The sequence below is a fragment of the Micromonospora globispora genome (genome assembly GCF_003857015.1).
Lineage (GTDB): Bacteria > Actinomycetota > Actinomycetes > Mycobacteriales > Micromonosporaceae > Micromonospora > Micromonospora globispora.
In genome coordinates, this window is sequence record NZ_QGGF01000693.1 from 1 (window position 1) to 20888 (window position 20888).

Below are 20888 nucleotides of genomic sequence, written 5' to 3' on the forward strand. Positions count from 1 at the left end.
CTGCCACATCTACCGGGAAATGCCGCAGGTGGGGACGGTGGGCGGTCAGGGGGGGTCACCGCACCGACGGGCAGGTGCGCAACGCCTCGGGGATGAGGTCGCCGTGCGCCTTCACCATCGCGTCGCACACGTCCCAGATGTCGTCGACCCGCAGGCTCGCCGAGGCGTTGGGGTCCATCATCACCGCCTGGCGGACCATCCTCGCGTCGCCCTCGAGAGCCGCGCGGACGGTCAGCTCGGCCACCGCGAGGAACGACGTGTTGAGGGCCGCGCACTGTGGCGGCAGGGCGCCGACGTGGTGCGGGTGCAGCCCCAGACCGTCCACGGTGGCGGGAACCTCCACGCCGGCACCCCGCGGCAGGTTCGTGATGAGATCCCGGTTGGCCACGTTCGCGTGGATGACGCGGGTCGTCCCGGTCACCATCGAGTGGATGACCTGCGGCGCGTATTCCGTCGCGCTGTGCTCCAACGGCACGACCTGCCCCGCCGCGAGGAGAGCGCGGGTGCGCTCGTAGTCCGCGACGTTCTCCTCGCTGATGCCGATGTAGGCGTCGACGGGGATGCGCAGCCGCTCGATCTCCCGCTCGTCGTGCAGGTACCACGGGACGTACTCGGAGGAGTGCTCGCTGGTCTCCGTCGGGTAGTGACCCAGCCGGCGGTACATGTCCACGCGCACCCGCCGGCGCAGCTCCGGGTCGGCGGCGATCCGCTCGTCTAGTCGCGGGTACAGGCTCTGGCCGTCGCGTTCCCAACGCAACAGCCACGCCTGATGGTTGACGCCGGCCGCCTGGTAGGTCGTTCCCTCAAGGGGGACGCCGACGAGGTCGCACAGCCCGGCGACGGTCCAGTAGACGCTGTGGCACAGACCGACCGCCTTGAGCCGAGGCGCCACCTCCGCGAGCCACCACACGTTCATGGCCATCGGGTTGGTGTAGTTGAGCAGCCACGCGTCCGGGCAGACCGCGGCCATGTCCTCGGCGATGCCCCGCAGCACCGGAAAGGTGCGCAGGGCCCGGAAGACGCCGCCGACCCCGAGCGTGTCCGCGATGGTCTGCCGGATCCCAAAGGACTTGGGCACCTCGAAGTCGACCCGGGTGGCATCGATCCCGCCGACCTGGACCATGTTGATGACGAAGTCGGCGCCTTCCAGGGCCGTCCGCCGGTCCAGCGATGCGCTGATCGCCGGGTGGACACCCAACTGCTCGGCGGCCTGCCGGGCGATGCCCTCGGCCGTCTCCAGGCGGTCCGCGTCGATGTCGTGCAGCGCGATCCGTACGTCCGCCAGCTCGGGGTAGCCGAAGATGTCCGCGAGCAGTTGCCGGGTGAACACCACGCTGCCGGCACCGACAAAAGCAATTGTCGTCATATGTCCCATCCCATTCGGATCGTCGTGTGATTCACAGGCGGCCGTTCGCCGAGTCGGGGCCGGGGCCGAGGGCCGTGGACGCCCGGGCCGACCTCAGCCCTTGATCGCGCTGGACGTCAGCGACTGGATGAACGTCCGCTGCGCCGCGAGGAAGGCGATCAATACGGGCAGCACCGCGATGAGGTTCCCCGCCATGACCGCCGACCACTGGGTACGGTGCTGCCCCTGGAACGTGGCGAGCCCGAGCTGAAGGGTGTAGTTGTGGTCGTCGTTGATGGCGATCAGTGGCCACGCGAGGTCGTTCCAGGTGGTGAGGAAGGTCAGGACGGCCACCGTGCTCAGCGCCGGGCGCGCCATCGGCACGACCACGTGCCAGATCGTGCGTAGCCGCGAGCAGCCGTCGATCCACGCCGCCTCCTCGATCTCCCGAGGCAGCGACAGGAAGAACTGCCGGAACAGGAAGACGGCGAACGGCGTGACCAGCGACGGGACGATGAGCGCGCCCAGGGTGTCGACGAGTCCGAGTTTCTTCATGATGAGGAACGTCGGAATCATCGTGATCTGGAACGGGATCACAAGTGTGCCGAGCATGAGGGTCAGCAGCAGCTTCGACCCGCCGAAGCGCAGCCGCGCGAAGGCGTAACCGCCGAGGATCCCGAAGAGCAGGTTCCCGATCACGACCACCAGGGCGACGATCGTGGAGTTGAGGAACCACCGCGGAAAGAGGGCGTTCTGCAGCACGTACCGGTAGCCGTCGAGGTGCAGCGAGTCCGGGATGATGGTCGGCGGGAACTTGTTGATCTGCGCGTTGGTCATGAACGAGCTGAGCACCAGCCACAGCAACGGCAACCCGAAGACCAGCGCGACCGGAGCCAGCACGAAATGCCACGGACTGAACGGCAGCCAACCCCGACGCTTACGGCCGGATACCGGAGTCACGACCGGCTCACCTCCTTGTCGTCACGGCGTTGGGCGAACCGGATACCGATGCTGAGCACCAGGAGGCCGAAGGCCAGCACGTAGGCGGCGGCTGCGGCGTAACCGGCGTTGAACACCTCGAACGCCTGTTGCCAGACGAAGAACACGACCACCGTAGTGGACTCCAGGGGGCCGCCCCGGGTGGTGACGAAGACCATGTCGAAGACCTGGAGCGCCTGCAACGTCTCCCACACGACGAGGAACACGGTGACGGGCCGCAGCGCCGGCCAGATGATGTGCCGGAACGTCGCCACCCGTCCGGCGCCGTCGATCGCCGCCGCCTCGATCAGATCCTTCGAGATGTCCTGCAGGCCCGCCAGGTAGACAACCACGCAGAAGCCGACGCCGCTCCACAGGGCGATGAGGACCAGCAGGTACAGGGCCTGATGCTCATCGGCGAAGAATCCCTGCGTCGGGATGTGCAACCGGTGCAGGATGGCGTTGGCGAGCCCGAAGTGCGAGTCGAAGATGAACGAGAACAGGACGCCCTGTGCCGTGGCGGAAACGACGAACGGCACGAACACCAGCGTCCGGTAGAAGCCGATGAAACGGATTTCGCGGTTGAGCAGCAGCGCCAGGCCGAGCCCGGCCGCGATGGCCAACGGCACGAACAGCGCGGTGTACACCAGGGTGTGCACCACTGCGGCCCGGAAGCTCGGGTCCTGGCTGATCACCTCGTAGTTCTTCAGCCCGATCCACTGCGGGGGAGTGATCAGGTCGGAGCTCTGCATGGAGAGGACCAGCGACCACGCCATCGGCAGGATGCCGAGCCCCAGGATGATCAGCGCCGCCGGGGAGACGTACGCCCAGGCGGCGCCCGCCTCCCCGTGACCGCGCCTCCGCTTGATCCGCGGCTGCGGGCTGGCGACTGTGGGAGGCGGGACGACCGCCACTCTCATTCGGGTGCTCACGCGCGCCCTACCCGGTGACCAGCGCGGCGTTGGCGGCCCGGGCAACCTCCTGCAGCGCGGTCTCCGGGGTGTCCTTGTTCAGGAGCATCTTGACGATCGCCTGGCCCAGCGGCTGCGAGATGCGCGGGTAGGCGCGGACCGTGGGGCGGGTCTTGGCGTACTGCAGCGCGTCGGAGAAGACGTCCAGCCCGACCGTGGAGCTCACGTGCTGCTTCCACTCGGCGGATTCAGCTGTGCTCTTGCGCAGCGGCAGGCTGCCCGCCTGGGTGGCCCACTGCACGTCCTGCTCAGCGTCGGTGAGGAACTGCAGGAACTGCACGGCCGCCTTGATCTTGGCCGACCCGTTGTCGAAGACGGTCCAGGTGTCCGGCCCGGCGATCGTCATCCGCTTGCCGGAGAAGCTGGGCAGCGGCACCACGCCGTACTCGGTCTTGGCGTCGACGAAGGCCGGCAGCTCCCACGGACCCGTGGCCACCATCGCCATCTTGCCGCTGTTGAAGATCTGGTACATGGTCTCGCTGCCGGGCTTGGTGTCGGCGTACACCGACTTGTCCGCACCGAGCTGGTGGATGATCTGCAGGGCCTTCAGGCCCGAGTCGTTGTCGAAGCCGATCTTCTTGCCCGAGTCGTCCACGATCGAGCCGCCCAGGTCCCAGATCATGGGGTAGATGCGCCAGACGCAGTCCTCGTCGCCGACCGCCGGCCAGCCGGTGCCGAACCGTCCCTTCGCCGGGTCGGTCAGCCGCTTCGCCAGGGCGACGAAGTCGTCCCAGGTCCAGTCGCCCGTCGGCTCGGGCACCCCGGCCTCCCGGAAGACCTTCTTGTTGTAGGCGACGCAGAGGTTGTCGACCAGAGCGGGGAAGCCGCGCACCTTCCCGTCGACCGTCACCGCCTCGCGGGCGGCCGGGTAGAAGTCGTCCCACTTCACCTCGGGCTTGGTCACGTACGGCTGCAGGTTGGCGACCTTCGGGCTGCGGGCGACGTTGGCGATGTCCGGGCCGAAGATGTAGGCGATGTCCGGGTAGTGACCGGAGGACAGTGCGGTGGTGATCTTCTGGAGCATGCTGTCGGCCAGCACGCCGCCGCTGCTCGCGTCTACCTTGATCTTCGGGTACTTGGCCTGGAACGCCGTGACGATCTTGTCGATCGTCGCCTTGGCCTCGTCGGCCTGGCCGTGCCACATGGTGATGGTGACAGTGCCGTCCGCGCTCTCGCCGGTGTCACTGTCCGAACCGCAGGCGCTCAGCAGCGGCCCCATGCCCGCCAGTGTGGCCAGGCCCAGACCAGTGCGGAGGAAATCGCGCCGGGTCGGCGTACGTCCAGACGGCTCTTGTGCGGTCAATGGAGTCTCCCCTTCTGATGCTGCAGCGTGACGGCTGGTCGCGGAGACAGGGACCTTCGCCCGCCTGCCACGGCTGCAAAGCGGTTCGGGTATGAGAAGTCGGTGATCGGGTGGCGGCCGAGAGGCCGCGGCCCGCTGCGGCATCTTGTTCCGTATTTCGAACGACGTCCGGTATAGCGTGCTCGGAATCTAACGGCCGCTTTCGGCGGGTGTCAATGACCTCTGCTCAAAACGTGACCGCCGCTGTCCGACGTGCACGAACGAGCGCGTTTAAACCGCGTCGCGGCCGTTATGGCGAGCACCATTGCGCGATTCGCCCCCTGAGACGAGCCCGAGTGGGCAAATCCGCGCAGTACTTGAGCACCCGCGCGCGCACTGACATGCTAGGCCCGTGCACGACATTCCGGTACCCCTCCCGCCCCCGGCGCCGGCCCCGCGCCGCCCGCTCGACCTGCTCGTCGTCGGCGATGCCAACCCCGACCTGATCCTGCACGGGGGTGACGTGGAACCGGCGTTCGGCCAGCACGAGCGGATCGTCGAGCACGGCACCCTGGTGCTCGGCGGTTCCGGGGCGATCACCGCGGTCGGCGCCGCCCGGCTCGGCCTGCGTACGGCGATGGCCGGTGCCGTCGGCGACGACCTTCTCGGCCGGTTCGTGCTCGGCGAGTTGGCCGACGCGGGTGTGGAAACCGCGCCGGTGCGCGTGCTCGGCGACGTCCCCACCGGGATCAGCGTGGCCCTGGCCCGCCCCGACGACCGTGCGATCCTCACCGCCCGCGGTGCGCTCGCGGCCTTCGATCCGGCCGACGTCCCCGACGACCTGCTGCGCCGGACCCGCCACGTGCACATCGCCTCGCCGTTCCTCCAGCCCCGGCTGCGCGCGGGGCTGACCGACCTGATCGCCCGCGTCCATGCCGCCGGCGCGACCGTGTCGCTGGACACCGGGTGGGACCCGGAGCAACGGTGGTCGACGGTGGCTACCGCCGTGCCCATGGTGGATGTGCTGCTGCCCAACCGTCAGGAGGCGGCCCGGCTGGCGACCGCGCTGCCGGCGGTCAACCCTCGCCCCGGCACACCGGTACCGGACGCTCCGCCGGCCGACGACCAGCTGGCCGCGGCGCTGCTGATCGCCGGCCACGGGCCGCTGGTGGTCGTCAAGAGCGGCGCGGAGGGTGCGGCTGCGGTCCACGGCGGGACGGTGGTCCAGGGCGCGGCCCGTCGCGTCGATGCGGTGGATGCGACCGGCGCCGGTGACTCCTTCGATGCCGGTTTCCTCGCCGGCTGGCTCGACGGTGCGGATCTCTCCGCTGCGGTCGCCCTCGGCTGCGCCTGCGGGGCCCTGTCGACCCGGTACGCCGGAGGCACCGGCGGGCAGCCGAACCGCACGGAGGCCGAGGCCTTTCTGGCGGTGGGCGCATGAGATTTCCTTCGACCGTCCGGGAGGCCCGATGAACGACCAGGCGCTGCGGCGACTGGGCGACACGCGGATCGGGCCGGACACCAAGGGGATGCCGGTCGACGCGATCGGCGGCACGGTCGCCGAGCTGGTGGCGGCGCGCCGGCCGCTGTTCGGCGGTGGCTTCACCGCGCCGGTCATGGTGCTGCACGCCGAGGCGCTGGAGCACAACCTGGCCCTGATGGCCCGTTACTGCCGCGACAGCGGCGTCGAGTTGGCGCCGCATGGCAAGACCACCCTGGCGCCGCAGCTGTTCGCCCGCCAACTGTCCCAGGGCGCGCACGGGATCACCGCCGCGACCGGCTCGCAGCTGCGCCTGTACCGGGCGTTCGGGGTGCCCCGGGTGCTGCTGGCCAACCAGCTGGTGGACCGGGCGACCCTTGCCTGGCTGCGCACCGAGCTGGAAACCACGTCCGACTTCGAAGTCATCTGCTACGTCGACTCGCCGGCCACGGTCGCCCTGCTCGCCGACGAGTTCGCCGGGGCGCCCCCCGGTGGCCGGCTGCCGGTGCTCATCGAGGTCGGCCACCCCGGCGGGCGGACCGGGTGCCGCACCCTCGCCCAGGTGGAGCAGGTGGCGACCGCCGTGGCGGCGGCGCCCGGACTCCGGCTGGCCGGCGTGGCGGCGTTCGAGGGCACCATCGGACCGCCGGGCCAGCCGGGCGTGCGCGAGCGGGTGCGGGACTTCCTCACCGACGTCAGGCACGCGGGAGAGTGGCTGGTCAGGCGGGGCCTGGTGCCGGACGGGCTGATGCTGTCGGCCGGCGGGAGCGCCTACTTCGACCTGGTGGTGGCGGCGTTCCGCGACGGCTGGCCGAGCGAGCAGCCGGTGCAGGTCGTCCTGCGCAGCGGCTGCTACGCGGTACACGAGACGGGTCCGCCCGCGGACGGCACACCCTTCGTGCTCTCGCCGTACCGGGGCGAATCGCTACGCCCGGCGCTCGAACTGTGGGGGCAGGTGCTGTCCCGGCCCGGGCCGGAGCTGGCGGTGCTCGGCTTCGGTAAGCGCGACGCGTCGTTCGACACGGCGATGCCCACACCCGTACGCCTGCGCCGCGCGGACGCCACGACGGCGCAGCCCTTCACCGGCGCCCGGATCGAGGGGCTGAACGACCAGCACGCCTACCTGCGGCTGCCGGCCGGCCACCGGCTTGAGGTGGGGGACTGGGTCGGCTGCGGCCTCGCGCACCCGTGCACCGCGTTCGACAAGTGGCGCCTGATCCCGGTGGTCGTCGACGACGTGGTGGTCGACTGCGTTCACACCTTCTTCTGACGCGCGGGCACGAGCGGCGGCCGGCTCCGTTCCAGCGGATGCCGGCCGCGTCCGCTCGTGCCCGAACGTCCTACCGGGCGGGCACGCGGCCGCCCTAGGCGGGGAGGGCGGCGTCGTCCAGGATCACCGCGCGGGTCAGGTTGTGCGGGGTGTCCGGGTCGAGCCCACGGGACTTCGCCAGCGCGACCGCCACCCGCTGCGCCACCACGAGCGACGCCAGCGGGTCCAGCGGCAGATCCACCACGGTGGCGCCGACCGAGCGGACCTGGTCGGCCAGCGCGGGATCCAACGGACCGAAGGACCACACCACGGTGCCCGGGCCGGACACGCTGATCGGCCCGTGCCGGTACTCCAGCGCCGGGTACGCCTCCGTCCACGCCTGAGCCGCCTCACGGAGCTTCAGCGCCGCCTCGTGGGCGAGCCCCACGGTCCAGCCACGGCCCACGAAGGTCCACTGCGAGATCGCTGTCGGGTCGACGGGGAGGTCGACCGCCAGGGCCCGCTCCGCGTCCGCCGCCGATTCGGCCGTGTCCTCACCCGCGGCGGCACGGAGCAGGGTGAGCGCGGTCGTGGCGAAGCGGGTCTGCACCACCGAGCGCTCGTCGGCGAAGACCAGCGGCACCACCCCGTCCGCCGCAGCCGCGACCGGCCCGTCCGGTAGGGCGGTCAGCACCACCGAGCGAGCGGCCGGCGCGCGGCGCAGCACGTGGGCGATCTCCGACGTGGTACCGGAGCGGGAGATGGCCACCAGCACGTCGTAGCGCCGCCCGCTGGGCAGTTCGGAGGCCGGGAACGCGTCGGTGCGTCCGTGTCCGGCCCCCTCGCGCAGCGCCGCGGCGGCCTGCGCCATGTACAGGGAGGTGCCGCAACCGACGATGCACACCTCCTCGCCTCGGCCGGGCAGGAGGCCGGCGACGCTGGCTGCGAGGGCGGTCGCCCGCCGCCACATGTCGGGTTGGGTAGCGATCTCATCCGCGGTCATGCTCATCGCTGGATGCTCGCGCGCGGGTTTTCCCTCTGTCAAGCAGGGCCGGTCATCGCCGATCACGAGATGGGCAACAGTGTGCACGCGCTTGCGCACGATTGTGCAAGCTGAGATGCTGCCACTGTGCATTCCTCCGCCCGCAACCGATCCGGTGAGGCGACCGCCCCAATGACGACGGCAGGCCAAGAAACTCCACCGAACGGGGACGCCGCCGCACGCCGCCGGCACCGAGCCGATCGCTTCGGCCGGATCCTGCAACTGCTCGGCGAGAAGGGCAGCGTCGACGTCGCCGACCTCGCCCTCGACCTCGGCGTCAGCGAGGCCACGGTGCGGCGGGACCTGCGCGCGCTGGCCAACCAGCGGCTGCTCGAACGCGCGCACGGGGGCGCGGTCTCCGGCGCGACGGAGTTGCCGGTGCGGTACCGGAGCGGCCACGCTCACGCGGAGAAGCTGCGCATCGCGCGCGCAGCGGCCGAACGCGTGGCGGAGGGCGACGTCGTGGCGCTCACCGGCGGCACCACGACCCTGGAGGTCGCCCGCTGCCTGGCGTACCGCGGTGAGGTGTCGGTGGTGACGAACGCGCTGAACATCGGGGCGGAACTCGCGGTCCGGCCGAACGTGAAGCTCATCATGACCGGCGGCGTCGCCCGTGGCGTCTCCTACGAACTCGTCGGACCCCTGGCCGACGCGACGCTGGACAAGATAAACATCGACATCGCCTTCGTCGGCGTTGACGGGATCGAGCGCAACGCCGGCCTGACCACACAGAACGAGACTGAGGCAGCCACCAACCGGGTCCTGATCGAACGCAGCCGCAAGGCGATCGTGGTGGCCGACTCCAGCAAGCTCGGCCGGGTCGTGTTCGCCGGCATCGCCCCGGTGTCCGCGATCAGCGAACTCATCACCGATGCCGGGGCGGACCCCGCGGAAGTGGACCGGTTGCGGACGGCCGGCCTCACCGTCACGGTCGTCTGACAGATGATCCGACACCCGTCCCGCCGCACCGTCATTGCGCCCCATTGGGTGCCGTCACCGGGAGTCGGCCGGTGATTCTCTGTGTCACGTTGAACGCCGCCCTCGACGTCACCTACGTGGTCGACCAGGTCCGCTGGCATTCCGGCAACCGGGTCGTCTCCACCGCCGAGCACGCCGGCGGCAAGGGCACCAACGTGGCCCGGGTGCTGCACACCCTCGGTGAGTACGTGGTACTGACCGGCCTCGCCGGTGGCGGCACCGGCGACCGGATCCGGCGCCACCTCGCCGCGGCCGGGATCACCGAGGAGCTCGTGCCCATCGTCGGCGAGTCCCGGCGCACACTGGCCGTGGTGGACGAGGCCGCGGGCGACGCGACCGGCTTCTGGGAGCCGGGGCCAGCTGTGCGCGCCGACGAATGGGCCGCGTTCGTCCGGCGCTTCCACCGCCTGCTCGCCGACGCGACCGTCGTGGTGCTCTCCGGCAGCGCGCCACCGGGAGTACCGGACGACGGCTACGCATCGCTGATCTCCCTCGCCGGCGACGCCGGTGTGCCAGCCGTCCTCGACGTCTCCGGCGCGGCGCTGCGGATCGGCGTCACTGCCGGACCGGCAGTGGTCAAGCCCAACCGGGAGGAACTCGCGGCGGCCACGGGTCACGGCGACCCGTGGATCGCCGCAGACTCTCTGGTGTCGGCCGGGGCGGCCGCCGTCGTCGTCTCCGCCGGCGCGGAGGGCCTGCTGGCATCGACCCCGCAGCGCCGATGGGTGGCCCGGCCGCCCGAACCGCTGTCCGGCAACCCAACCGGTGCCGGCGACGCGTGTGTCGCCGCGCTCGCCCGCGGGCTGCTCGCCGGGAACGGCTGGCCGGAGCGGCTGGCGGACGCGGTGGCGTTGTCGGCCGCCGCGGTGCTGCGCCCCGTGGCCGGTGAGGTCGACCGGGACGCCTACCGGCGGTTTCGCGACTTGGTCCACGTCGAGGAGGTCTAGGGGGATGCGCGTCAGTACCGGCGAGATCGTCGCGGCGGCCGCCGCCGCAGGTAGGGGAGCGGGGGCGTTCAACGTCATCACGCTCGAACACGCGGAGGCGATCGTCGCCGGCGCCGAGCGCGTGGACCGGCCGGTAATCCTTCAGCTGAGCGAGAACGCCGTCGGTTTCCACCTCGGCCGCGTACGCCCCATCGCCGCCGCCCTCAGCGAGATCGCCACCGCCGCGCGGGTGCCCGTATCGCTGCACCTGGACCACGTCGCGGACGAGTCGCTCCTGCACCAGACAGCCGACGCCGGCTTCAGCTCCGTCATGTTCGACGCCTCGACCCGGCCGTACCAGGAGAACGTGGCCGCCACCCGCGCGGCGGCCGGCTGGGCGCACGAGCGAGGGCTGTGGCTGGAGGCCGAACTCGGTGAGGTGGGCGGCAAGGACGGAGCGCACGCGCCCGGTGTCCGGACCGATCCACGCCAGGCGGAGTCCTACGTCGCGGCGACCGGGGTCGACGCGCTCGCGGTGGCGGTGGGCAGTTCACATGCGATGACGACCAGGGAGGCGGCTCTCGATCTCGACCTGATCGCGCAGCTGCGCAAGACCGTCCCGGTGCCGCTGGTCCTGCACGGGTCCTCAGGAGTGCCGGACGAGCGCCTGCGCGGCGCCATCGCGCACGGCATGGTCAAGGTCAACTTCGGTACGGCGTTGAACCTTGCGTACACCGGTGCCGTCCGAGACGTCCTGGCCGGCCCGACCCCCCCGGTGGACCCCCGCAAATACCTGCGGGCCGCCCGCGACGCCGTCGCCGACGTCGTGGCGCACTTGCTCACCGTGCTGGACAAGGCGGCCGGCTAGCGCCGCGCCAGCGGATGAGGACGGTGCCTGCCGGGCCCGCTGCCAATCGGCCTCCGGGCCGAGATCGTGGCGCGACGGCGCCCGGCACGTAGTCGGGTAGCGGCCTCGTCGGGGCCGGGGATCGGGGCGGCCTGGGCGTACCGCTTCGCGGGGCGCCGCCGATTGCGGACCGACTAAACACCGTCCGCCAGAAGGACCGCCACGATTAGCTACCACTGTGGAGAACGGGCCTACTGCGGGATTTCGGCAAACAGCCTCGTTCGGCGTGGTGCCCGCGCTGCAGCCGCGCCACCGCACCGACACGGTCCACGTGAGCTTCGACGACTTCCCGGTCGCCGAGTCCCGCAATCCGCCCGTCATCGCCGCGTCCCAGCATCCGCAGCGGCTCGGCCGGCAGGGCGGCGAGCCTGCTCCTCGACGGGATCAACGGGAGACCGATCCGCTCCGCCGGGTGGTGCTACCGGTGCGGCTGGTCGTCCGCAGATCCAGCAAGCTGCCGCCGCCGGTATGAACGGCCACGGGAGGGGGCGGGCGGGGCAACCGATCGGTCAGGGGCTCCGCTGACTGGCGGCTGGTGAAGGCGCAGCCAGTGCTCCGTCTGAGCTACGTGCTGAGCAGCGGCGCTGTAGGCGGCCGCCGGGTCCCGCGCGATGAGCGCGTTGGTGATCGAGCGATGGCCCGCGTCGCTTGTCGCCTTGATCAGCTTCCCGTCCGGGGTATCGAAGATCTGGTACGAGCGTGACCGCGATCGGAAGACATCCAGGAGAGTCGCGAGCGTGGGGCTGCCCGCAATGGCGGCGATGCTCGAGTGGAAGAGGGCATCGAGCTCCGAGGCCTGATGCCCGTCGGACGTCGCCTCCATCCGGTCGAGCAGTTGCAGCAGCTCCCGCCCCTGCTCTTCGGTGATTTTCGCTGCTGCCTGCGAGGTCGCATGGGCCTCGAGCACGCGCCGCAACTCGTAGATCTCAAGCAACCCGGCCAGCGGCAGCAGGTCGACCGTGAGGGCGAGGGTCCCGACGATCTCCTCCGGCACAAGCCTCGCGACATAGGTGCCCGAGCCATGACGGGAGTCAATCACCCGGAGTGCCGACAGCATCCGGACCGCCTCGCGCAGCGATCCGCGTGACACCCCGAGTTCCTCGCAGAGGTCCGCCTCCGGCGGGAACTTCTGGCCGGCGGCGAGCCGACCGGAGGAGATCATCTGCCGGAGGCCGTGGAAGGCGACGTCGACTGCGGACACGGAGCTCCCTCGAACGATGGTCAACGATAAGGCTAGCGCGCGGGATCATGAAGTCATATGATGTCTCCGCTGCAAAGCCCCCCACCGCAGCCTCGTACCCGCACTATAACCGCAAGTTATCTGATGTCTTTCGAAGGCTCGCCCTTCTTCGAGAGCGGGAATCCATGACCGCGACGTCCATGACCGCGTGCCTGACCCTGCCCGACGGCTCGCCGGCGGCAGCCGCCTGGACACTCCAGTCCGAGCTACGCCACCTCAACCACGGCTCCTTCGGCGCGGTCCCCGCAGAGGTGCAGGCCCATCAGAACGCCCTACGCGCGCAGATGGACGCCGCCCCGGTCCTGTGGTTCTCGGAGCTGTCTTCCAAGATCGGCGCCGCCCGGGCCAAGATCGCCGGTTTCCTGGGCGTCGCCGCCGACGACACGGCGTTCGTTCCCAATGCCAGCGGCGGTGCCAGCGTGGTCTACGCGAACCTCCCCGCACGCCCCGGAATGGAGATCGTGGTCACCGACCACGGCTACGGAGCGGTCACGATGGGCGCGGAACGCCTCGCCCGCCGCTCGGGCGGCAGGGTGCGCGTCGCCCGGATACCGCTCGACGCGACGCTGCAGCAGGCCCACGACGCTGTCGTAGCGCAGTTCACGGACGACACCGGCCTTGTCGTCATCGATCACGTCACCTCGCCGACCGCACGGCTGCTACCGGTCGACACGGTGTCCGCCGAGGCGCGACGCCGCGGCATCCCCGTGCTTGTCGACGGGGCGCACGTTCCCGGACTCTACGACCGACCGCTCGACCGACTGGATTGCGACTTCTGGGTCGGCAACCTGCACAAATTCGCCTGCGCACCGCGCGGTGCCGCGGTTCTGATCGCGCGGACCGCTCAGCGTGACCAGCTGTACCCGCTGATTGACTCGTGGGGCGCGCCGCTCAACTTTCCGCAGCGCTTCGATAGCCAGGGAACTATCGACGCGACCAGCTACCTCGCGGCGCCGCGGTCGATCGCGTTCATCGAACACACCTGGGGCTGGGAGGCCGCCCGGCGCTACATGAGTGGCCTGGCTGATTACGCCGAGGAGGTCATCGCGTCGGTCTTCTCCGCCATCACGGGCGAAGACCACCGGGTGGACGTCGGAAGTCCGGTGAACGCGATGCGCCTGGTGCGCCTGCCGGCGGGACTTGCCACTGCCCACCAGGACGCCGACAGCCTGCGGGACAGGGTGGTGCGCGAACTCGGGGTCGAAACCGCCTTCACCAGCTTCGGCGGCACCGGCTACTACCGCCTGTCCACCCATGTCTACAACACCGCCGAGGATTTCGAGCACTTCGCCGAACATTGCGTCCCCGTGCTCTGCGAATGGGCACGCGAGGCCACGCGTCCGCACTGAACGCTCCACCCCCGACACGACCTGCGACTTTCCCCCATCGAAATGAGGAACCGTGAAACTGAGAAAGGCGCTCACCGGAATCACCCTCTCCCTGGCCACCGCCATCGCGATGACCGGCTGCACCAGTCCCGCCGCTGACGGCACCGTCACGCTGCAGATGGTCGAGAGCCTCACCAACCCCGCCCGCACCCAGGTGCTCAAGAGCCTTATCGCCGACTTCGAGGCGAAGAACAAGGGCGTCAAGGTGCAGCTCGTGTCGCCCCCGACCGACCAGGCCGATCAGAAGCTCCAGCAGATGCTGCAGGCCGGTAGTGGGATCGACGTACTCGAGGTCCGGGACCTCACCGTCGGTCCGTTCTCCAAGAACGGCTGGCTGTACGACATGTCGCACGACCTGGACGGCTGGACCGGCTGGGGCGCGCTGACGGAGAACGCGGCGAAGTTCTCAAAGAACGCCGAGGGCAAGTCCTACTTCGTGCCCTATGGCTTCTACGGGCTCAGCCTCTTCTACCGCAGCGACCTGGTGAAGGAGGCCGGCTTCAACGCTCCCCCCAACAGCTGGCAGGAGTTGCTCCAGCAGGCCACCGCCATCCAGGATCCGTCGAAGAAGCGATACGGTTACGCGTTCCGCGGCGGAAAGAACGGCTACACCAACGTCACCGTCGCCATCGAGGCCTACGTCGCCGACCAGATCGACGTCAACAACGCGTACAAGCTCTCCAGCGGAAAGAGCATCTTCTCCGCGCCGGAGGCCCGTGAGGCACTGAAGACGTACTTCGCGCTCTTCAAGCAGGCCTCTCCGCCGTCATCGGTGGCTTGGGGCTACCCGGAGATGGTCGAGGGCTTCTCGAACGGCTCGACTGCATTCCTCCTGCAGGACCCGGAAGTCATCGCCACCGTGGGGCAGTCCAAGGCGATCGGCAAGGATCAGTGGACGACCGCTCCGATGCTGGTGGGTCCGACCGGAAAGGCCATCCAGCCCATGGCGACGGCCGGCTGGGGGGTCGCGTCGTCGAGCAAGCACAAGCAGGAGGCCGTCAAGCTGATCAAGTTCCTCTCCGAAGGGGAAGCGTCGATTCGCTTCACGAAGGAAAACAGTCTCGTCCCCATCCTGAAGGAGGCGGTCGACGACGAGTTCTACAAGGTGGGCGCCTGGAAGAGCTACGTCACGATGAACCAGAAGCCCGACGTGTACATCACGGCTGTTCAGCCGCGCGACGCCAGCTGGTGGACGGAGTGGGCCCAGAAGGCCGACACCGAGGTGCAGCAGGTCCTGGCCGGCAAGATGTCGCAGGAGGAGCTCCTCGCCAGCTGGGACAAGTACTGGACCGAGAAGTGGGCGAAGTAGTTAAGAGCATGACTCAGACAGCACTACCGACGAAGGGGCGCCCGACTTCCGGGCTGGGCGCCCCTTCGGGCCCGCGAAAGCGGACCTTCACCGTCACGCGCGGCCTCATCGTCCTGGCGTTCATGGCGCCGGCTGTCATCTTCGTCGCGATCTTCACGTACTACCCGATGATCTCCGGCAGCCAGATGGCGTTTCGCAAGTGGAACCTCGCCGACCTCACCGACACCTCCTGGGTCGGCTTCGACAACTTCACGGCGATCTTCACGGACCCGACGTTCTTCACGGTGCTCGGCAACACCGCGATCTGGGTCTTCGCCTCGATCATTCCGCAGCTCCTGATCGGCTTCGCTCTCGCGCTGTGGCTACGTCGCAGGTTCCGCTTCCGCGGCGTCTACCAGGCCCTGATCTTCTTTCCCTGGGCCATATCCGGATTCCTCATCGGCATCGTGTTCCGCTGGATGTTCAACGGCGAGTTCGGCGTGATCAACGACCTGCTGGTGAAAATCGGAATCGTCGACACCCCGGTGCCATGGCTCGCCAAGCCCGGTACCGCGATGTTCGCGTTGGTCGTCGCGAACGTCTGGTACGGAGTGACCTTCTTCGCGATCATGATCCTTGCCGCACTCCAGTCGGTGCCGGATGAGCTGTACGAGGCGGCCGCGCTGGACGGCGCCAGCAAGCCCCGCGTGCTGTTCCAGATCACCATCCCGCAGATCGCCACGACCCTCGCGCTGACCGTGCTGCTGCGAGTTATCTGGATCTTCAACTTCCCCGACATCATCTACGCGATGACCGGCGGAGGCCCCGCCAACCAGACGCACATCGTCACCACCTGGATGATCGAGACCACTCAGCGCGGTGACTACGGGCATGCCTCGGCGACCGGGCTGATCGTCGTCGCCGTGCTGCTCGTGTTCAGCGCCTTCTACCTGTTGGCCCTGCGCGAGCGGAAGGAGGTTCGATCGTGACGTCACACCAATCCGTCGTCGGTCGTGTCATCCGCGTCCTTTTCCTGACGTTGTGGGCCGTGATCACCCTGTTCCCGCTGTACTGGATCACGATCACCTCGTTCAAGACGCCGGGCGCGATCTTCAGCTACCCGCTGGCGTACTGGCCGGAGGAGTTCTCCCTCGAGAACTACATAGGACTGTTCCAGAAGGCGCAGTTCGGCACGTACATCCTGAACAGCCTGACGGTGTCGACCGCTGCCGCGGCCGTGGCCACGCTGATCGCGATGCTCTCCGGTTACGTGCTCGCCCGGTTCGAGTTCCGTAGCAAGTCGGCGGTGCTGTTGGCCTTCCTGGTTACGCAGATGATCCCGTCGTTCATCGCGCTCGGGCCGCTGTACCTGCTGATGGTCCAGCTGGGACTCGTCGACCAGAAGTTGGGTCTGGTGCTGATCTATATCGCCGTCTGCATCCCGGTGAGCACCGTCATGCTGCGCGGTTTCTTCGCCAATGTGCCCGATGCGTTGGAGGAAGCGGCCCTGATCGACGGCTGCTCCCGCCTCACGGCGCTCTTCCGGGTGATCGCGCCGGTCATGAAGCCGGGGATCATCGCGGCGTTCATCTTCAACTTCGTGAACTGCTGGAACGAGTTGTTCCTGTCGGTCACGCTGATGAACAGCGACGAGAACCGCACCATCCCGACGGCACTGAACGCCTTCATCACCAGCTTCAACATCGAGTGGGCATCGATGGCGGCGGCGGCGGTACTGACCATCCTCCCCACCATGGTCCTCTTCGCCTTCGCCAGCCGGTACATCGTCCAAGGGCTCACCGCCGGCGCGGTCAAGGGCTGAGAGCGCCGGCCCGGTTCGGGCTCCACCAACCGATCGGAGACACTGATGCCCCGTGTCTGCTTCACCCTGCAGGTCGACCCGTCACGGCTCGAGGAGTACCGCGCCCGGCACGCGGCGGTGTGGCCCGAGATGCTCGCCGCACTACGCGACGCCGGCTGGCGTGACTACACGCTTCATCTCCGAGAGGACGGACTGCTCGTCGGTGTTCTGGCGACGGACGACTTCGCGGCCGCGCAGGCGGCGATGGAGCGCACCGACATCAACCGGCGCTGGCAGGCCGAGATGGCGCAGTTCTTCCCCCAGCTCGCCGACGGGCGCGCCGATCGGGGGATGCATGTTCTCGATGAGGCGTTCAACCTCGAAGCCCAGCTGGCCCGCACCACCTCGGCAGAGTAAGGGCGGTTTGAGCCGCTGGTTCGTGCTCTCGGCGGCGGCCGGAGGACGGCCATCCGAAAGAACTGAAAGTAACCAGCTACGAAACGAAACCGTTACGACGGCGACTTCCCTTTCGTTTATTGACCCTTCGTCTGCGGTGTGTCTAGCGTCACCTCACACCACCGTAGGCGGAGGGGCCAGAGACCCATGTCGGGGATTGCCGAGCACGAACGCCAGGAACACGTGCTGCGGATGCTCGACGGGCAGGGGCGGGTCAGCGTCAACGATCTGATGGACCGGTTCGGCGTATCCGCCGTCACCGTCCGCAAGGACCTCGAGTCCCTCGAGCGGCGTCGGCTGCTGCGACGCGTTCGCGGGGGCGCCGTTCCGCACGAAGGCGCCGACGAAGGCGCGTTCGAAATGCGGCTGCGGCACAGCGTGGCAGCGAAGCAGTCCATCGCCCGAGCCGCCGCGGCGCACGTCAGGGATGGCGACGCCATCTCCTTGGACTGCAGCACCACGTGCTACTACCTGGCTCTCGAGCTGAGGGGACGGCGCGGGCTGGTCGTCGTGACCAACGGCCTTCGCGCCGCCGACGTGCTCAGCGAATCCGACTCGATCACCGTCGTGGTGCTCGGCGGGACCGTTCGCCGGTCGTCCCAGTCCCTCGTCGGCGACTTCGGTGACGTCTTCTCGTCGCGGGGCCGACTCAACGTCGGCTTCTTCGGCCTGCGCTCACTCACCCCTGAGCACGGACTGATGGAGTTGAGCATCGAGGAGACCGCGGTCAAGCGGCGTCTCGCCGCCGCCTCCGATCACGTGTACGGGCTCTTCGACTCCTCGAAGCTCGGGCGCTTCGCGCTGCACTCCTTCGTCGCGACCGACCATCTGACCGGACTCATTACGGACGAGGGCATGCCCGACGACGTCGCGGAGCAGTGGGCGTCGCGGGGCGTCAAGGTCGAGCGGGTGACCGCCTCCGGGGGAGGCGTGGCATGAGCGAACGCCGGTGCGTCGCCGTCGACCTCGGCGCCGAGAGTGGCCGGATCGTCGTGGGAACGTTCGACGGACACCGCCTGGGCACTGAGATCGTGCACCGCTTTCCGAACCGGCCGCGAATGGTCGATGGGCACCTCCGGTGGGACGTGGCGGCCCTGTGGAGCGAGATCGTCGAGGGCCTGAGTCGCGCCGGCGCCGCCGAACCGGTCGACTCGGTCGGCGTGGACAGCTGGGGGATCGACTTCGGTTACCTGGACGAGCGAGGCGACCTCGTCGCGGACCCGGTGTCGCACCGCGACGCCCGTACGGACGGGACGCTGAACGCGGCGGCGCAGATGGTCGGCCGCGAGCGGCTCTACCGCGACACGGGCATCCAGCTGATGCAGATCAATGCCGTCTTCCAGCTCCTCGCCGAATCCCGCGCCGGCGGTCCACCGCCGGCTGCCCGCCGGCTGCTCATGATTCCCGACCTGTTCCACCACCTGCTGTCGGGCTCCTCGGTTGCGGAGTTCACCGCAGTCAGCACCACGGGCGCGTACGACGTCGCCGGCCGGGCGTGGGCGACCAAGCTCCTCGACGACCTCGGAATCCGAACGGACCTGCTACCCGAGGTGGTGGATGCCGGCACCGACCTCGGGGCGGTCGTTCCCGCGCTCGCCACCCTGCCGGGTCTCGCCTCGACCCGGGTCATCACCCCCGGAAGTCACGACACGGCGAGCGCGGTGGCAGCCGTGCCCTTCGCGGACCCGTACGCCGGGTACATCTCCTCGGGAACCTGGTCGCTGGTCGGCGTCGAGCTGGTACATCCGGTCGTCAACGAGTCGTCCCGCAAAGCGAACCTCACCAACGAGGGCGGCGTCGCCGGGACGGTGCGACTGCTGCGCAACGTGATGGGGCTCTGGGTCCTGCAGGAGTGCCGGCGCCAGTGGGCGCGCGAGGGCCGTGACATCGAGTATCCCGCGTTGGTCGCCCTCGCGGCTGAGGCCTCGGCGATGGGCAGCATTGTCGACGTCGATCATCCGTCGTTCGTACACCCCGGGGACATGCCGGCGCGGGTACGCGACTACTGCCGTTCCACCGGTCAACCGGTGCCGTCCACGGTCGGCGAGGTGGCACGTTCCGTCCTGGAGGGCCTGGCGTTGCGATACCGCGCGGCCTTCGACTCGATCGCGGAGGTCACCGGGCGGCCGACGACCCTCGTCCACATCGTCGGCGGCGGCTCCCGCAACGACCTGCTCAACCAGCTGACGGCGGACGTGACCGGGCTGGCCGTTCACGCGGGGCCCGTCGAGGCGACCGCGATGGGCAATCTACTCGTCCAACTCGTCGCACTCGGCGAGCTCGGGGGACTGGACGACGTACGCGAGGTGGTGCGGCGCAGCGACTGCGGTCGCCTCGTCGAACCACGTGACCCCTCCGTCTGGGGGGAGCACTACACCCGATTCCGTGACCTTGTCGCGTCGGCTACGCCCGTGCAGGACCTGGTCAACTAATCCCATAGGACCCGCCGCGCAGCGGCGGCTCCTGCGCCCGGAGCACGGTCGCAGGCTCGAGAGGAGTTCAGATGCGGATGTCGAAGAGGGCGATGGCACTGGTGGCCGTCGGGCTCGTCGGCGCTCTTGCGATGAGCGGCTGCAGCAAGAAGTCTGGCGGCAGCAGCGGGGCGTCCGCCGGATCCGGCAAGGACGGTAAGCAGATCGCCGTTGCCTTCGTCCCGAAGCTGCAGGGCATCCCGTACTTCGAGGCCATGAACACCGGCGGACAGAAGGCCGCCAAGGATCTCGGTATCAACTGGATCTACAAGGGCTCGACCACGGCGGACCCCGGGGCGCAGACCGACATCGTGAAGTCGCTGATTCAGCAGAAGGTAGACGTTCTCGTGGTCGCACCCAACGATCCCGACTCGATGGCGCCGGTGCTCGCGGACGCCAAGGCCAAGGGCATCCACGTGATGACCTCGGACACGGACGCACCGAACTCGGTGCGTGAGGTGTTCGTCAACCAGGCCACCGCGGAGGGTATCGGAAGGGGCCTCACGGACGCCCTGCTCGAGAAGATGGGCAGCCAGGGCAAGTACGCCATCGTGTCGTGCGGCCAGACCGCCGCGAACCTCAACTCGTGGATCGCGGTGCAGAAGCAGTACACCGCGGAGAAGTACCCCAAGGCGCAGATCGTCGACACCGTCTACGCCGGCGAGGACGAGGCCAAGGCCGTCTCGATGGCGAAGGACCTGATGAACGCTCACGCGGACCTGACCGGACTCGTCGGTGAGTGCACCTCCTCGGCGCCCGGCGTGGCGAAGGCCGTCCGCGAGGCCGGCAAGATCGGCAAGGTCTTCACCGTCGGTCTCGGCACACCGCAGGCGATGAAGCCGTACCTCGCCGACGGATCATCCACCGCGGCGATCCTGTGGGACGTCGAGAGCCTGGGTTACCTGACCGCATGGGCGGGCCAGCAGATCGCCCAGGGCAAGTCGTTCGAGACCAGCAACAAGGTCGGCAGCGACCTGGCCGACGTCAAGTACTTCAGCGACCAGAAGATGCTGCTCCTCGGTGACCCGCTGCGGATCACCAAGGAGAACGTCGACCAGTTCAACTACTGAGGCGCCGACGGGTCGG

The 20888-nt window shown here is 69.0% G+C and carries 20 protein-coding genes; 14 read left to right on the forward strand and 6 right to left on the reverse strand.

What is annotated here, in order from left to right:
• Nucleotides 1-55: 55 nt before the first annotated feature.
• The 4 genes from DKL51_RS32240 to DKL51_RS32255 all read right to left on the reverse strand — a co-directional run bounded on the left by DKL51_RS32240 (nucleotide 56) and on the right by DKL51_RS32255 (nucleotide 4513).
• Entirely contained in the window at nucleotides 56-1366 is a 1311-nt protein-coding gene (locus DKL51_RS32240) for an alpha-glucosidase/alpha-galactosidase (RefSeq protein WP_109946746.1), read from the reverse strand.
• Between the two features lie 93 nt (nucleotides 1367-1459).
• Nucleotides 1460-2305: a carbohydrate ABC transporter permease gene (locus DKL51_RS32245; RefSeq protein WP_109946747.1), complete on the reverse strand. Its 846-nt coding sequence runs from the start codon at nucleotides 2303-2305 to the stop codon at nucleotides 1460-1462.
• Nucleotides 2302-3243 (reverse strand): carbohydrate ABC transporter permease, encoded by a 942-nt coding sequence (locus tag DKL51_RS32250; protein WP_109946748.1) that lies wholly within the window; start codon nucleotides 3241-3243, stop codon nucleotides 2302-2304. Before DKL51_RS32250 ends, DKL51_RS32245 begins: the two co-directional genes overlap by 4 nt.
• Before the next feature lie 19 nt (nucleotides 3244-3262).
• Nucleotides 3263-4513 (reverse strand): ABC transporter substrate-binding protein, encoded by a 1251-nt coding sequence (locus tag DKL51_RS32255; protein ID WP_109946749.1) that lies wholly within the window; start codon nucleotides 4511-4513, stop codon nucleotides 3263-3265.
• A 475-nt stretch (nucleotides 4514-4988) separates the two neighbouring features.
• Here DKL51_RS32255 and DKL51_RS32260 point away from each other — a divergent pair, with 475 nt between their 5' ends.
• Both DKL51_RS32260 and DKL51_RS32265 read left to right on the forward strand, forming a co-directional pair.
• A complete protein-coding gene (locus DKL51_RS32260) occupies nucleotides 4989-6017 on the forward strand; it encodes a carbohydrate kinase family protein (RefSeq protein ID WP_260428755.1) in 1029 nt (342 codons plus the stop codon).
• A gap of 28 nt (nucleotides 6018-6045) precedes the next feature.
• Nucleotides 6046-7326 carry an alanine racemase gene (locus tag DKL51_RS32265; protein WP_109945062.1) on the forward strand — a complete coding sequence of 427 codons (1281 nt, stop codon included), beginning with the start codon at nucleotides 6046-6048 and terminating at the stop codon, nucleotides 7324-7326.
• Nucleotides 7327-7420: 94 nt separating this feature from the next.
• Here the strand turns inward: DKL51_RS32265 and DKL51_RS32270 are convergent, their stop codons facing one another.
• Nucleotides 7421-8314 carry an SIS domain-containing protein gene (locus tag DKL51_RS32270; protein WP_109945063.1) on the reverse strand — a complete coding sequence of 298 codons (894 nt, stop codon included), beginning with the start codon at nucleotides 8312-8314 and terminating at the stop codon, nucleotides 7421-7423.
• A 165-nt stretch (nucleotides 8315-8479) separates the two neighbouring features.
• Between DKL51_RS32270 and DKL51_RS32275 the strand changes: the two genes are divergently transcribed.
• From DKL51_RS32275 to DKL51_RS32290, 4 genes are all read left to right on the forward strand, one after another.
• Nucleotides 8480-9286 (forward strand): DeoR/GlpR family DNA-binding transcription regulator, encoded by an 807-nt coding sequence (locus DKL51_RS32275; RefSeq protein WP_109945064.1) that lies wholly within the window; start codon nucleotides 8480-8482, stop codon nucleotides 9284-9286.
• Between the two features lie 71 nt (nucleotides 9287-9357).
• The gene (locus DKL51_RS32280) at nucleotides 9358-10272 is read left to right on the forward strand and encodes a 1-phosphofructokinase family hexose kinase (RefSeq protein ID WP_109945065.1); all 915 of its coding nucleotides are present in this window, start codon (nucleotides 9358-9360) and stop codon (nucleotides 10270-10272) included.
• Between the two features lie 4 nt (nucleotides 10273-10276).
• Nucleotides 10277-11119: a class II fructose-bisphosphate aldolase gene (locus DKL51_RS32285; protein ID WP_124813154.1), complete on the forward strand. Its 843-nt coding sequence runs from the start codon at nucleotides 10277-10279 to the stop codon at nucleotides 11117-11119.
• A 265-nt stretch (nucleotides 11120-11384) separates the two neighbouring features.
• Nucleotides 11385-11630 (forward strand): hypothetical protein, encoded by a 246-nt coding sequence (locus tag DKL51_RS32290; protein WP_109945067.1) that lies wholly within the window; start codon nucleotides 11385-11387, stop codon nucleotides 11628-11630.
• Here DKL51_RS32290 and DKL51_RS32295 read toward each other — a convergent pair.
• Entirely contained in the window at nucleotides 11577-12359 is a 783-nt protein-coding gene (locus tag DKL51_RS32295) for a FadR/GntR family transcriptional regulator (RefSeq protein ID WP_109945068.1), read from the reverse strand. The two genes, DKL51_RS32290 and DKL51_RS32295, sit on opposite strands and share 54 nt — an antisense overlap.
• Nucleotides 12360-12523: 164 nt before the next feature.
• Between DKL51_RS32295 and DKL51_RS32300 the strand changes: the two genes are divergently transcribed.
• The 8 genes from DKL51_RS32300 to DKL51_RS32335 all read left to right on the forward strand — a co-directional run bounded on the left by DKL51_RS32300 (nucleotide 12524) and on the right by DKL51_RS32335 (nucleotide 20872).
• A complete protein-coding gene (locus DKL51_RS32300; RefSeq protein ID WP_109945069.1) occupies nucleotides 12524-13747 on the forward strand; it encodes an aminotransferase class V-fold PLP-dependent enzyme in 1224 nt (407 codons plus the stop codon).
• A gap of 52 nt (nucleotides 13748-13799) precedes the next feature.
• Nucleotides 13800-15095: an ABC transporter substrate-binding protein gene (locus DKL51_RS32305; protein ID WP_221623275.1), complete on the forward strand. Its 1296-nt coding sequence runs from the start codon at nucleotides 13800-13802 to the stop codon at nucleotides 15093-15095.
• Between the two features lie 122 nt (nucleotides 15096-15217).
• Entirely contained in the window at nucleotides 15218-16063 is an 846-nt protein-coding gene (locus DKL51_RS32310; protein WP_221623276.1) for a carbohydrate ABC transporter permease, read from the forward strand.
• A gap of 59 nt (nucleotides 16064-16122) precedes the next feature.
• On the forward strand, nucleotides 16123-16896 hold the full coding sequence (locus DKL51_RS32315; RefSeq protein ID WP_207783866.1) for a carbohydrate ABC transporter permease: 774 nt from the start codon (nucleotides 16123-16125) through the stop codon (nucleotides 16894-16896).
• A gap of 45 nt (nucleotides 16897-16941) precedes the next feature.
• Entirely contained in the window at nucleotides 16942-17292 is a 351-nt protein-coding gene (locus DKL51_RS32320; RefSeq protein ID WP_109945072.1) for an L-rhamnose mutarotase, read from the forward strand.
• A gap of 186 nt (nucleotides 17293-17478) precedes the next feature.
• Nucleotides 17479-18270 carry a DeoR/GlpR family DNA-binding transcription regulator gene (locus tag DKL51_RS32325; protein ID WP_109945073.1) on the forward strand — a complete coding sequence of 264 codons (792 nt, stop codon included), beginning with the start codon at nucleotides 17479-17481 and terminating at the stop codon, nucleotides 18268-18270.
• Nucleotides 18267-19763: a rhamnulokinase gene (locus tag DKL51_RS32330; protein ID WP_109945074.1), complete on the forward strand. Its 1497-nt coding sequence runs from the start codon at nucleotides 18267-18269 to the stop codon at nucleotides 19761-19763. Before DKL51_RS32325 ends, DKL51_RS32330 begins: the two co-directional genes overlap by 4 nt.
• Nucleotides 19764-19834: 71 nt before the next feature.
• Entirely contained in the window at nucleotides 19835-20872 is a 1038-nt protein-coding gene (locus DKL51_RS32335; RefSeq protein ID WP_165823123.1) for an autoinducer 2 ABC transporter substrate-binding protein, read from the forward strand.
• Nucleotides 20873-20888: the final 16 nt, after the last annotated feature.

Coding starts and splice junctions, on each gene's coding strand:
- DKL51_RS32240 (WP_109946746.1), bottom strand. CDS start 1,366: ATGACGACAATTGCTTTTGTCGGTGCCGGCAGCGTGGTGTTCACCCGG.
- DKL51_RS32275 (WP_109945064.1), top strand. CDS start 8,480: ATGACGACGGCAGGCCAAGAAACTCCACCGAACGGGGACGCCGCCGCA.
- DKL51_RS32320 (WP_109945072.1), top strand. CDS start 16,942: ATGCCCCGTGTCTGCTTCACCCTGCAGGTCGACCCGTCACGGCTCGAG.
- DKL51_RS32255 (WP_109946749.1), bottom strand. CDS start 4,513: ATGGGGCCGCTGCTGAGCGCCTGCGGTTCGGACAGTGACACCGGCGAG.
- DKL51_RS32330 (WP_109945074.1), top strand. CDS start 18,267: ATGAGCGAACGCCGGTGCGTCGCCGTCGACCTCGGCGCCGAGAGTGGC.
- DKL51_RS32310 (WP_221623276.1), top strand. CDS start 15,218: ATGGCGCCGGCTGTCATCTTCGTCGCGATCTTCACGTACTACCCGATG.
- DKL51_RS32265 (WP_109945062.1), top strand. CDS start 6,046: ATGAACGACCAGGCGCTGCGGCGACTGGGCGACACGCGGATCGGGCCG.
- DKL51_RS32285 (WP_124813154.1), top strand. CDS start 10,277: ATGCGCGTCAGTACCGGCGAGATCGTCGCGGCGGCCGCCGCCGCAGGT.
- DKL51_RS32335 (WP_165823123.1), top strand. CDS start 19,835: ATGCGGATGTCGAAGAGGGCGATGGCACTGGTGGCCGTCGGGCTCGTC.
- DKL51_RS32325 (WP_109945073.1), top strand. CDS start 17,479: ATGTCGGGGATTGCCGAGCACGAACGCCAGGAACACGTGCTGCGGATG.
- DKL51_RS32270 (WP_109945063.1), bottom strand. CDS start 8,314: ATGAGCATGACCGCGGATGAGATCGCTACCCAACCCGACATGTGGCGG.
- DKL51_RS32250 (WP_109946748.1), bottom strand. CDS start 3,243: ATGAGAGTGGCGGTCGTCCCGCCTCCCACAGTCGCCAGCCCGCAGCCG.
- DKL51_RS32300 (WP_109945069.1), top strand. CDS start 12,524: ATGACCGCGACGTCCATGACCGCGTGCCTGACCCTGCCCGACGGCTCG.